This is a genomic window from Bacillus sp. BHET2 (assembly GCF_005938125.1).
GTDB lineage: Bacteria > Bacillota > Bacilli > Bacillales > Bacillaceae_B > Rossellomorea.
The window spans coordinates 1,780,947-1,793,938 of record NZ_VCQN01000001.1; the positions used below are offsets into that span (position 1 = coordinate 1,780,947).

A 12,992-nucleotide genomic window follows, 5' to 3' on the forward strand; every position below is an offset into this window, starting at 1 on the left:
GCATCCGACTAAATTCATCAGATGCTTCTTCAATTCTATCCTGCCATATCCTCTTTGGTTCCTTGCTGGAGCTTATACATTTGATAATAACGTCCCATATGTTTCATCAACTCGTCATGATTGCCCTGTTCCACGATTTCGCCATGATCCAATACAAGGATTTGATCAGCATTCTTGATCGTGGAAAGACGATGAGCAATGATAAAGGTCGTTCTTCCCTTCTTCAGTACTTCCATCGCTTCCTGAATGATGGCTTCTGTCTCTGTATCGATACTTGAAGTCGCTTCATCAAGGATCAGGATCGCCGGATTAAAGGCGAGAGCCCGTGCGAATGAAATCAGTTGACGCTGACCAGATGACAACGTGCTGCCTTTCTCGATTACCGGTTCATCATAGCCATTTTCAAGGTTTTTGAACACCTTCTCTGCACCTACCGCTTTAAGTGCCGCATCAACCTGTTCCCTTGAAATTCTAGGATCGTCAAGGCTTACGTTGGAGGCAATCGTTCCAGTGAACAAGTAAGGATCCTGTAAGACAATCCCCATGTGCTCTCGAATCGTTTGATAGGGAATATCCACAATATCTTTTCCATCGATCAGGATTTTGCCTTCATCGCTGTCGTAAAAACGGAAGAGCAGATTCATGATCGAGCTCTTTCCTGAACCTGTGTGCCCAACCAACGCAACGGTTTCCCCTTTGTTCGCAGTGAATGTAATATCCTTCAATACATACTCATTTTCTTTGTATCCAAAGAAGACTTTTTCAAAGCTAACATTTCCTTCATACCGATTCATCCTATCATCTTCCACAGGAGTTCCAATCTCTTCTAACAGTTTGAAAACACGCTCTCCTGCCACAAGAGCCTGCTCAAGATTAGCGAGCTGGTTCACAATGCCTGTCACCGGTTGGAATAAACGGTTGATGTAATCGACGAAGGCGTAAAGGACCCCTAATGTGACAATCGATCCGACACCAATCGAAGCACCACCAAAATACCAAATGAACGCCACAAAGGTGATATTTCGGAGTACCCCCACAAGATTATGGGAGGTCATTGAATTAAGGCTTAACAGTTTATTTTGGTACTTGAAATGAGTTTCGTTTAAATCCTCAAATTCTTGGTTCGTTTTCTTTTCCCTGCTGAAAGCCTGAATGATATTCATACCCTGTATTGACTCATTGATCATGGCATTGATATCACTCACTTTTGACCGGATGATGTGATTGTATTTCGACGCAAAAATCCGATACAGGTAAGTCCAGACAACGAGAATCGGAATCAGAATTAAACACATTGCGGCTAACTTAACATCAAGAATAAATAGTGCGATATAAATCCCGATAATGTAAATCGTGCTTGAGAAAAAGGTTGATAAAACTGTTACATAAAGATCTCTGATCGCTTCCGTATCATTTGTGATCCTGGCAACAACTTTCCCTGCAGGAAGATTATCAAAATAACGGATCGGCAGCTTTTGGATATGCTGGAACACATCATTACGCATCTTCTGAATGACCCGATTTGCTGCTTTTTGCAAATAGAATCGCTGGCCGTATTGGAAAAAGGCAGCAACTACTAGTAAGCCAAAATAAAAGGCAATCAGTTTAATGATTTTGGGGATTTCCGGATTATAGAACCGGAGCAGCTCATCCCCTGTTAACTTCTCAGCGGGGTATGTTGCCGATTCATCCCCTTTTGTAATAGTCATCTCCCCTGAATTCACCGTTCTTTTCCCGTCAAAGGAGACGGCGGTAGGAACGAAATAAAACGCTCTTCCGACCTGAAGGATGCGATTCTCAGCACCTTTGGATTCTCCTACAGAGAAATATTGGCCTCTCTTAAACCATTTCCCCTCATAGGAAACGGATTCTGCCCCTTCCACCGTTTCATACCAGGTGGATTCGATTCCCAATATGTGATCATCGATCAGTTTTTTTGCAATGAAAGGTCCAGCAAGCTCTGCTGCAACTGATACACTCAGCATCAGGAGGGCTGCGATAATGATTTTTTTGTAAATAAGGGCATATTCGGTTAATCTTCTTCCAACGTTCATGTGCCCACCTCCTCTAGTGAGGAATCTTCAACTTGTTGGCGATCGAATTGCTCTTTATACCAACCACCGTTTTCAAGGAGACGTTCATGAACGCCTTCTTCTACCACTTTCCCATCTTCGAACACGATAATCCAGTCTGCATGCTGAACGGCCGATAGTCGATGGGTCGTAATAATCGTTGTTTTTCCTTCACGTTCTTTTCGTATATTGTCAATGATCTTTGCTTCTGTTTTCGCGTCTACCGCCGATAGTGAATCATCCAGGATCAGAATTTCAGGATTTTTGATAAGTGCCCGGGCAATCGATATACGCTGCTTCTGCCCGCCTGAAAGAGCTACACCCTTTTCTCCAACGAGAGTGGTCAATCCATCCGGCAGCATTTCTAAATCTTTCTTAAAGTCAGCCAGTTCAATGGCTTTTTCCAAATCTTCCTCAGTCGCATCATGTCGGCCGAAGAATATGTTTTCTCTTACGGTTCTTGAGAAAAGAACATGATCCTGAGGTACATAACCAATCCAGTCCCTGACCTGTTGGATGGTCAAATCTGTGATTGGTACCCCTCCAATGGATAAAGATCCTTTACCGGCAGGATATTCACGGAGAAGCTGTTTGATAAAGGTCGTTTTTCCGCTTCCGGTCTTGCCTACGATTCCAAGTGTCCCCCCATGATGGATGTTCACATTAATATTGCTTAAATTAAGAACCTGGGAGGAAGGATATTGAAAATCCACTTCCTTGAATCCGATATGTTCAGGTGAATCAATCCATTTAGGATACTCAGAATCTTGAACATCCTGCACATAATCAAGTGTCTCTTGAACCCGGTCAAGAGACGCATTCCCTCGTTGCATGATATTAATTAACTCACCAATTGCAAACATCGGCCAGATTAACATTCCGAGATAGACATTAAACGAGACAAGCTCACCTAAGGTGATCGTTTGATGAAACACTAGATAAGCACCATAGCCCAGTCCGATTAAGTAACTCAATCCGACAAGTACTTTAATGGTAGGTTCAAAGAGAGAGTCTATCTTTGCCACACCAATATTTTTGTTGTACACATCCTCTGTCATATCAGAGAATCGCTTTTCATCGGCTCTTTCCTGAACGTATGCCCGAATCACACGAACCCCGGCAATCGACTCTAACACTTTGTCATTCAAGTCTCCAAATGAATCCTGCGCTTCCATAAATCGTTTATGGATTCTTGCACCGTATACCTTCATTAACATGGCCATAATCGGCAGTGGCAAAATCGCCGCGATCGTTAATTTCCAGCTGATGAGAAATCCCATCGTAAATAGAATTGTCAGCATAAACACGCTCGAGTCAATCAAGGTCAACACTCCGAACCCTGCAGTTACCGAGATCGCCTTCAAATCATTCGTAGCCCTTGCCATGAGGTCCCCTGTACGATTCTTCTCGAAGAACGTTGGCGTCATCTTCAATAAATGCCCCATAAATTTACTGCGCAGTTTTCTTTCAACGAGGAATGCTCCTCCGAATAACTGATACATCCACACATACGTCAAGGCATACGACACTATGGCAATACCAGCAATCATCCAGAGGTACTTCCCGACAACATTCCACGTCATTGCACCCAGATGAATGTCATCGATGCTATTCCCCACAAGCTTTGGGGGAATCACATCAAGAATTCCCACAATGGTTAACAGGACAATCGCCACCGCATACCTCTTCCAATTTTCAATAAAAAACCATGATAACTTCTTAAAAATACTGAACATTCCAATCTACCTCCTCATGTTGACTTACACTATCCACCTTCTGTCTCCACAGCAGACATCATCTTCTTCATTTGAACAATTAACATCATCATTTCCTCCTTCTGAAACTAAAAATATTTATATGATCAAGGATGAACCTTGAGCTACCCTTTGAACAAAAAAAGACAGACGTCAAAAGGCTTCATCAATAGATCGGTATGGTACTTTGGCCGACCTGTTGCGCCTTATAAACGTCCGTCTTTGTTATAGGACATACAAAAGCACAGATTACATACATAACCTGTGCTCATTAATGGTTTAAAATTAGTAAGGAGTTACCGGTCATGTGATGATATGAAATTAGTATGAATAGCTACTGGTACTCTATGGATTGTATACACACTCATCATCACAAACCCTCCATTCATTTTTAATTTATTCCATTAATAACCATACTATACGGGTTGAATTGTGTCAATATTATTTTTATTGATAATTTTCTATATACTATATGTTGTTTCATCTGAATCGTTAACTATCTTTAGTCTATTCAAACCCCTCTATTGAATCGTCTTATCTATTCAATAGAGCGGAATTTGTGTTATCCATTTATAACAGCCGGCTGGTTATCCTCTTCTTCTTTCACATATTTAGGAAGTATGATGGTGTAGAAGATGCCTACTATGATCAAGCAGCCTCCCACGAGCCAATAAAGCATCTCAACGGTTACAACAGACGGGAATGTGACAGCAATCACTCCGAGGGTAATGGATTGTGACAACATCATAAGTGGATTGATCCACCCCTGCACCCTCCCCATCATTTTGGGATTGATGATGCTCGGCATCCACCCGCCAATGGCAATATTCACAAGTGGCAACCCGAGTGCTGCGATGAAAATGATCATAAGGAAGGTCCATGTAGTTGTGGCAAAGGATGCTGTGATGATGAACGTTCCAGATATCACGAGCCCTGCCACAATCAATACATGAAACTTATATTTCTCTGCTAGCATCGATGAGAATATGCTTCCAATTAAGACCCCTGCTCCGAATGCTACTCCTAATAGTATCGAGTATTCTTCATAAGAATCTGGTGCTAATTTATATTTCAATATGAAGATAGGAATGACCGCAAATCCACCGTTTACCACTCCGAATACCACAAACCCGCCAATTAATGATAAGAGCAGCTTATGATTCAGGATATACTTCATTCCCTCCGTAAAATCTTTAGATACGGATCGAATGTTTAAATCTTTCCAGGAATGCTCGCCATTTGGAAGCCGTACCTCCTCAGGAATTTCACATCGCTTAATTAATAAAGCGGAAACTACAAAGGTGACGAAATCAACTGCCAGGGCACCATATATCCCGGTGGTCCAATATACAAAGATGGCAATCGCATTTCCGAGTAACATGAATAAGCTCATCACCATTTGATTCAAACCTGCAGCGGTAGAATAATCATCCTTTGAAAGGACTCCTTGCAAGATTCCTTGTTCAGCTGGAAAGAAGAATTTCTGAACGCCGCTTCGTACAAAAAGAACGAAGAATATGAAAGGCAGCCAGCCAATAAAGATGGCCCCGAATAGCAAAAGCGTAAGAAATGCACTGATCGTATCACAATGGTAAGCAATTTTTTGTCGATCGATTCTGTCAGCCAATACCCCTACAAGGAAAAACACTAACAGCGTAGGAAGTGAGTACATCATTTCGGTTATCGAAGCGTACATAGGCTTCTCAGAAAAACGATCAAGAAGGTATAACATAAATGCCGTCAGACCGATCACACTTCCCATATGCGAAGTGAAATTAGCAAAAAATAATTTCAAAAATATTCGATTCCTGAAGATTTCAATCATTTTTTTCATAAACCCGTCCCCCATCAATGATTAACATATCTTAATAGTATAGAGATTCTTCAAACAGCATGAGGGTCTGTTGGTGGTTTTTCCCTCCGTCTAGGGTCGGATAAGGACCGGGGTCTGGATTGGGACCTGGGAGGAGTATTTGGGACTTCAGGTTAGGTTTCGCCGTTATAGTTTGAATTTCGCCGATAAAAGTAAGATATCGCCGTTATATCCCAGATTCCGCCGTTAAAATGAAAATTTCGCCGTTATCCATTCAAATCAAGTAATCACCCCTCTTGACTACATGGATATCATTCAAGGATTACAGAAAAATGCTCATACTTTTTCAGAAGAAGAGCAAACTAAGAATAGCTTTTTTCATTTGGTAATAACCAGGCCCATAAAGGCTGATTATCCCGATTGCCTCATATGAGGTGTTTCATAATGAGAAAGAGGGATGGCAGACAGAAGCGATCTCCTGGACTACGGATATGTCCTCTCTGAAATCGGAGAAGTGTGAACGAAATATAGGGGCCTTTAGAGCAGTGTGATTAAACAATCAGCGGGAGGATGTTTTAACTTTTTCATAACGGGGTATCTTTACTTTAAGGTTAGAAGAAAAGACAAAACATACTTTACGATACGATAAGACGAGGTGATTTTCATGGTACGTACAATCCTTATGGTCATTGGTGCAATTGTTGTTATTGGCTGGATTATCAGCATGCTTTAAGAGTGACCGTTTCAGTTAACATTTTCTCGCTATTATTTGTGTTTTTATATTGAACAAATAGGAGCAGAATGGAACTTCCCCCCATTCTGCTCCTTCTTATTATATTCAATTTTGGTCTGTTGACGTAAAAATGAGAATAATCATTTTTAAATTTGCGACCAGAAAGTAAGCCGGCTGATTAATCGAAGGATTTACGCGAAAAGAGATTAAATTCTTTCAGACTGGGTAAATAATGGGTATCCCAATATAGAGGTGATTATGATGTATAAACATATCTTATTAGCTTATGATGAAACAGATGGCAGTAAAAAGGCATTAGATGAAGTATCGAAATTAATGAAAAGCTCTATAGACACTCACTTAACCGTTCTTCATATATCAGAGGAGAAAACAGCGAATGAATCCCGTGAAAACCATATGCCGACACATGCGATCGCTGATACGTCACCGGGCTTTGATAATCAGTACATGGGGAATCTATCCGTATCTCCGGACAATAAAGTTCATGGATCTGAGGAAGATCGCAATGAAATCAAGACGCCTGCTTCAACACATCCATTATTAAAAAGCGCTAGAGAAAAACTATCACCACATGGCATTGAAGCCAATTATATTCACCTGTCCGGTTCAGAAGCGAAGCGTATATGTGAATATGCCAAAGAAATACAGGCCGACTTGGTGGTTGTCGGAAGCAGTCAAAAATCCGGCATGAAAAAATGGGTACTTGGTAGCGTCAGTGAAAAAGTAACCCAGAACTGCGAATCCAGTGTCTTGGTCGTAAAATAATCATATAAATAAGAGAGGGACGGACCATTTAAAGGTCCGTCCCTCCTTTTTGTATATTCATTACCCACTCGTTAATTCATCAAAGCGTGTGTGGGCATTATTTTCGTCAAAGCTGCTATAGATCCGGTAGTTTTCGGCGTCTAGTATTCGATAGTGTTGACTGAACAGATTTTGTTGGAGAATGTATTCCTCGCTTCTCTTTACATCTTTCCACCATATTTTCCCACCAAGAGTTTTCTCTTTGCGATAGTCAATCCCTTCACGTGCGATTGTTTCAATGACTTCAAGAGGCTCCCCTCCCAGACTGGTGGTCAACGTTTCACTATCTTTAAACAAGGCACAAATGGCAATGGCAGCCGTCCAGCTTGCCATCACCCTCCCTTTCTCTATTTGAACGAGGGTTTTCTTCGATAATCCTATGACACTTGCCATCTTATCCTGGGTATATCCTGCTTCAGTCCGTATAAGCCTCAATTTATCCGAAATGATTAAAATAATTTCTTCTTTAGTCATCGTTTCACACCTTACTTCGTTATAGTGTAATATTACACCTAAATCCTCGCTCATTTCAATAAGCATCACATATTTTCTTTATAAACCCATTGAATTTTGAACACCAATGCCCATTTGATTATACTTTTAGTAAGGTTGTTTTCGTAAACTTTGTTGCTTTTGGATAGTGTGCAGTGATTTCCGCTGCAGGTGCTCGCTTTCCGCGGGGCGTGAGCTGAGGAGGCCTGGCCGTTCGTCCGCCGGAAAGCGAAGCCGTTCCCCTCACCATCTATCGCACTCACTCATAGACAGAGCCATGGCAGACCCTATGTTAGATAACAACAATCTATACGAAAACAGCCTTTAATAAAGTCATTACCATATCCGCTTTAAGGTATAACCATACATTCAAAGGAGGAAAAGGAATGGATCATCACATCATCGTCCTCATTAGGGAAGACCTCAGGATTCATGACCACCCCGCCCTCTATAAAGCTTCCCAAGAAGGAAAAGTCATCCCTCTATATATATTGGATGAAGGCACTTCACAATTCCCCACAGGTGAAGCAAAGAAATGGTGGCTGAATCAAAATCTAGCGTCATTTCAGACAACCCTTCAATCCATTAACGGGAAGTTATGGATTGATAAAGGTAAAGTCGAAGAAATACTTCCCAAATGGGTAAAGAGAACGAATGCCCGTGCGGTATATTGGAATCGTGTCTACGAACCTAACATCCATGAGAGGGATCGAGCACTTGCTCACTCATTATCTTCAGAAGGGATAGAAGTCCAAACCTTTGAGGGAATGCTCCTGCTCCCACCTTGGAAAATCAGAAAAGAAGATGACACCCCTTATAAGGTGTATTCGGCTTTTTACAGAGCCTTTAGGAAAGAACATATACCTAAACCGGTCCCACCCATTAAACAAATGGACGTTCCCCACCTTGACGATGAAGGCTTATCCATTAAGGATTTAGGGCTCCTTCCACCGGTTCCCTGGTACGGCATCATGGAAAGCATATGGGACCCTGGAGAAGAAGCTGCAATCAAAAGGTTTCACTCATTTATTAAGAAACGCATTCAGGATTATGCCGAGGGACGGGATTTCCCAAGTGAAGGCGGCCATTCGAGCCTTTCCCCCTACCTTGCTCTTGGCGTTATTTCAGTCCGCAGGATATTTCATATTCTAATTGAATTGGAAAACAAGCCTGTTGAATCCTTTATTAAGCAACTTATTTGGAGAGAATTTTCATATGCCGTCCTCCTCCACTTTCCACAGTCTTCTACCAGTCCAATCAATGAGAAATTCGAGTATTTCAGGTGGGAATCTGAAGAAGATCAGTGGACGAAATGGACTCAAGGAAGAACAGGCTATCCCATTGTTGATGCAGGAATGAGGGAGCTGTGGGCAACAGGGTTTATGCACAACCGGGTACGGATGATTGTCGCTTCATTCTTGACAAAGCATTTACTCATTCCATGGCAACGAGGTTCACAATGGTTCATGGATACCCTGATTGATGCAGATCTTGCCAATAATTCTATGGGATGGCAGTGGGTTGCAGGCTCAGGCTTTGATTCGTCCCCATATTTCCGCATCTTCAACCCGACGCTGCAGAGTGAAAAATTCGATAGGGACGGTACGTATATACGAATGTGGGTACCTGAATTAAATGAGGTTCCGAATCGATATATACACGCTCCTTCAAATGCACCAAGTGATGTCCTTAATAACGCTAATGTCTCCCTAGGAGCGGACTATCCCTACCCGATTGTTGATCACAAAGCATCCAGGGAAAGAGCTCTCCAACACTATAATGAAATCAAGTAAAACCCTTCCCTTAATCAGCCAGACTCCAAAATAAAAACGAAGATGAAATCATAGTGATTTCATCTTCGTTTTATCATTGGGATCCATGAAAATGCTATGCATTATCATCCCCACTTATAAGAGGTTATGATTCTCCCCTTTGAATCTTTATCGTTCGTTTTTTCTCTGACTCCGATACAAATAATGCACACGCCGCATCACCGGAAATATTGATGGACGTTCTGGCCATATCAAGTAAACGATCTATTCCTAAGATCAAGCCGATTCCTTCGACAGGTAGATTAACACTACTTAAAACCATGGCAAGGAGAATTAATCCTACCCCTGGCACCCCTGCCGTACCAATACTCGCCAAAACAGCTGTCAACACAACGGTAATGAGCTGTTCCAATGTTAGGTCTACATTGTATACCTGGGCGATAAATACAGTCGCAACCCCTTGCATGATGGCTGTACCGTCCATATTGATTGTAGCCCCAAGAGGCTGGACGAAGGAGCTTACCGATTTAGAAACGCCTAGTCGTTGCTGGGCAACATCCATTGAAATCGGAAGGGTTGCATTACTACTTGATGTACTGAATCCTACGCTCATTGCTGGACTAAAGTTCTTAAAGAACCAAATTGGGTTTTTCTTCGCCAATAATAGAATGGTTCCACCATATGTGATGATGGCATGGATGATCAACGCAGCCAGAACGACCACGAAATAAAGCCACATCGCCTTTAAGGCACTGGACCCTTGGCTTCCGATAGCTGAAGCAATCAGTCCAAACGTTCCATATGGAGCAAATTTCATCACAAGGGTTACAAGATACATCATCAGTTCGTTCCCTTGCTCCACAAGTTTGAGAATGCCTTTTGTCTTATCGCCCAATGCCGTCAATCCGAAGCCGATAAAGATGGCGAACGCGATGATTTGCAGCATATTTCCTTCCGTCATAGCCGTAAGGGGATTTTTAGGGATAATATTCATGAGCGTTTCTCCGACAGGAGGTGCTTCTTCAGTTTTAAAGCCTTTTGATTGGGATGTGTCGATTCCTTCCACTAACCCAGGGTCAATAATGTAAGCAAGTGTTAATCCAATCACGATTGCAATGCAGGTTGTAAGTAAGAAGTAGACGATCGTTTTCAATCCGATACGTCCAAGTTTCTTAGGGTCACCCAACCCAGCAGATCCGAGAACGATTGAAAGAAATACAATCGGCACCACAAGCATGCTAATCAAGTTAAGGAAAATTTTCCCTAGTGGAGTAAAAAGATATGGATCTAAAATGCCGAAGAGATCTTTAGCAAAAAGATTTAGCATCAACCCCACTACTGCCCCTAATATTAAGGCTATAATAATCTTTGTCGTTAAGTTGAATTTCATCGATGTACCTCCCTATATTTTTCCAAATAATAAAGGTTGTTTACCCTTATATCCTTTTTATGAAACCATCATTTTTCAAACCTTCAGGGGATTTACCCTCTTTTATTCTCCTTTGCTACCTTTAACATATGTTCTCTTACCAGGGTGCAGATTCAATCTCCTCCCCCTATTATACTGATTTTTTTAATAATTAAAGAAAATCCAGGAGAATTAAATCGTTTTTACTATTCATAAGTCGAAAATCATCACAATTTCAGGAAGTTCATTGATTCCATTCTACTAAAGATTGTATACCAATTTTTTCTTTTAGCAAAACAGGGATTAAAGTAAAAGAGATTGGGTAAATAGTAATAACAGCATGAAAATAGAAAGGAACATATTATTATGAATAAAACAGTCTATTTTCTTTCAAGTAGTCAACAGCGTAGCTTAATGGCCGAAGGTTGGGCCGAGAAGCTCGATGTTTCAGATTGGTCCTTCAAAAGTGCAGGATGGGTTGCTGAGAGTCGTGCTGAATTCAGCGTTATGGCGATGAAAGAATTATGTATTGATATTAGTACATTCCCACTTACACGCATTGAAATGAAAGAACTTGATGATGCTTCGGTTATTGTAGCGATTCAGGATACAGAATTCGATGATGAAATGGACCTTCCAACTGAATTAGAAGGAAAGGTCATTTATTGGAATTTACCGAATCCACAAAAGCGTGCAACCACACTAATCGAAGAATGGGTGCACTATCAAGAAGTTTGTGAAGAAATTGCCTTAAGAGTGAAAGATTTAGAAAATTTCCTTCCACAATTACATTGAGAGGACTGATTACAAATGAAATCTTTATTGTAATCAGTCCCTTTTTTTTATGTGAAATACTCAAGCTTCGCTTGTGGAAAATGTTTTTCCATATAGGCATATAAGTGATCTTTAATTTCTTGTTCTTCATCCTTCTGATAAATATACTTACCAATCCCGTATTTCCCCCATTTATATCTTCGTTCTTCTTCATTTAATTCAAGCTTTGTCATTGGATAGTTCTTCTCAATCACTCTTTTAGCAGGCTTCGTGAAACGATGCTGAATAAATTCAAAGGTTAAATCCTTTTTGGCTTCTTCAGGGAGGTGCGCTTCCAGGTGTTCGAACATTTGCTTATACCCTTCCTGCCATCCTTCATGAAGATAAATAGGGGCGACGATGAACCCAAGTGGATATCCAGCTCGTGCCACCTTTCCTGCTGCTTCCAGTCGTTTATCCAGGGAAGAGGTGCCGGGCTCAAAATTCTTGATTACATAATCGGCATTGATACTAAAACGGAATCTCGTTTTCCCATTATGCTTCGCATCGAGGAGGTGATCCACATGATGGAATTTCGTGACAAAACGCAGCTTTCCATATTCCGATTCACCAAAATGTTCTATCGCCCGTTTGAGGGTATGGGTCAGATGATCCACTCCTACGATGTCAGATGTACAAGCCGCCTCAAATCGTGTGAATTCAGGCGCTCTCTCTTCGATATATCGATCTGCTGATTCAAATATTTCATCCACATTGACATACGTCCGAATATAAGGCTTGCTTCCCATAGTCGTTTGTAAGTAGCAATAATGGCAATGCCCCATACAACCTGTTGCAAATGGAATAGCATATTCTGCCGATGGCTTGGATGTATCAAACTTCAATGTTTTTCGGACTCCGACGACTAATGTCGATTTGGCAATCCGGTATTTTTGGAAATGATTATCCCCTGGCAGATTGCGAACTTGATTATGGGATGTTGTATAGCGGATTTCAACATCCATTTTCTCGAACTTTTCCTTTAGCTGTTTCCCTAATGGATAATCTAGTGCATTGGGTTCAAAATAGACAAGTTGAGGCATAAATGGCTTTACCATCTAAATATCCCCAAACGATTGAGAATAGGCATTTTCTGCTTCTTCCTCTGATGAATAAACCGCTATTTCATGTGTTAACGGATAATACGTCTCATAAAGAAACAGAGCTAGTTCATAAGGATGCTCCGGATCGTTCACAACTACTGCTTCCTGCACATTGGCTACACTTTGAGTATGAGGATTCCGATAGATTACATATACAACATCACCAGCTTGATACGGCGTATATTGATTGTTCAATTCCATTTTTTT

10 protein-coding genes are annotated in these 12,992 nt (G+C 41.3%); 3 read left to right on the top strand and 7 right to left on the bottom strand.

Features of this window, described 5'->3' with window-relative positions:
• Positions 1 to 35: 35 nt before the first annotated feature.
• From FGG79_RS09060 to FGG79_RS09070, 3 genes are all read right to left on the bottom strand, one after another.
• Positions 36 to 2,054 (bottom strand): ABC transporter ATP-binding protein, encoded by a 2,019-nt coding sequence (locus FGG79_RS09060; protein WP_138777367.1) that lies wholly within the window; start codon positions 2,052 to 2,054, stop codon positions 36 to 38.
• Positions 2,051 to 3,808, bottom strand: a complete 1,758-nt coding sequence (locus FGG79_RS09065; RefSeq protein WP_138777368.1) for an ABC transporter ATP-binding protein — start codon at positions 3,806 to 3,808, stop codon at positions 2,051 to 2,053. Before FGG79_RS09065 ends, FGG79_RS09060 begins: the two co-directional genes overlap by 4 nt.
• Positions 3,809 to 4,388: 580 nt before the next feature.
• Positions 4,389 to 5,660, bottom strand: coding sequence for an MFS transporter (locus FGG79_RS09070; RefSeq protein WP_138777369.1), 1,272 nt, complete (start codon positions 5,658 to 5,660; stop codon positions 4,389 to 4,391).
• 973 nt (positions 5,661 to 6,633) lie between these two features.
• On the opposite strand from FGG79_RS09070, the gene FGG79_RS09075 reads away from it, so the two are divergent.
• Positions 6,634 to 7,158, top strand: coding sequence for a universal stress protein (locus FGG79_RS09075; RefSeq protein WP_171050850.1), 525 nt, complete (start codon positions 6,634 to 6,636; stop codon positions 7,156 to 7,158).
• A gap of 60 nt (positions 7,159 to 7,218) precedes the next feature.
• Here the strand turns inward: FGG79_RS09075 and FGG79_RS09080 are convergent, their stop codons facing one another.
• A complete protein-coding gene (locus FGG79_RS09080) occupies positions 7,219 to 7,671 on the bottom strand; it encodes a helix-turn-helix transcriptional regulator (protein ID WP_138777371.1) in 453 nt (150 codons plus the stop codon).
• A 404-nt stretch (positions 7,672 to 8,075) separates the two neighbouring features.
• On the opposite strand from FGG79_RS09080, the gene FGG79_RS09085 reads away from it, so the two are divergent.
• Positions 8,076 to 9,482 (top strand): cryptochrome/photolyase family protein, encoded by a 1,407-nt coding sequence (locus FGG79_RS09085; protein ID WP_138777372.1) that lies wholly within the window; start codon positions 8,076 to 8,078, stop codon positions 9,480 to 9,482.
• 124 nt (positions 9,483 to 9,606) lie between these two features.
• On the opposite strand, the gene FGG79_RS09090 is transcribed toward FGG79_RS09085, so the two are convergent.
• The gene (locus FGG79_RS09090) at positions 9,607 to 10,851 is read right to left on the bottom strand and encodes a dicarboxylate/amino acid:cation symporter (protein ID WP_138777373.1); all 1,245 of its coding nucleotides are present in this window, start codon (positions 10,849 to 10,851) and stop codon (positions 9,607 to 9,609) included.
• Between the two features lie 384 nt (positions 10,852 to 11,235).
• Here FGG79_RS09090 and FGG79_RS09095 point away from each other — a divergent pair, with 384 nt between their 5' ends.
• Complete coding sequence (locus FGG79_RS09095) at positions 11,236 to 11,664, top strand: low molecular weight phosphatase family protein (protein ID WP_138777374.1); 429 nt, start codon at positions 11,236 to 11,238, stop codon at positions 11,662 to 11,664.
• Positions 11,665 to 11,711: 47 nt separating this feature from the next.
• Here FGG79_RS09095 and splB read toward each other — a convergent pair whose 3' ends face one another.
• Entirely contained in the window at positions 11,712 to 12,740 is a 1,029-nt protein-coding gene (splB, locus tag FGG79_RS09100; RefSeq protein WP_138777375.1) for a spore photoproduct lyase, read from the bottom strand.
• The gene (locus FGG79_RS09105) at positions 12,741 to 12,986 is read right to left on the bottom strand and encodes a transcriptional regulator SplA domain-containing protein (RefSeq protein ID WP_138777376.1); all 246 of its coding nucleotides are present in this window, start codon (positions 12,984 to 12,986) and stop codon (positions 12,741 to 12,743) included.
• Between the last annotated feature and the right edge of the window lie 6 nt (positions 12,987 to 12,992).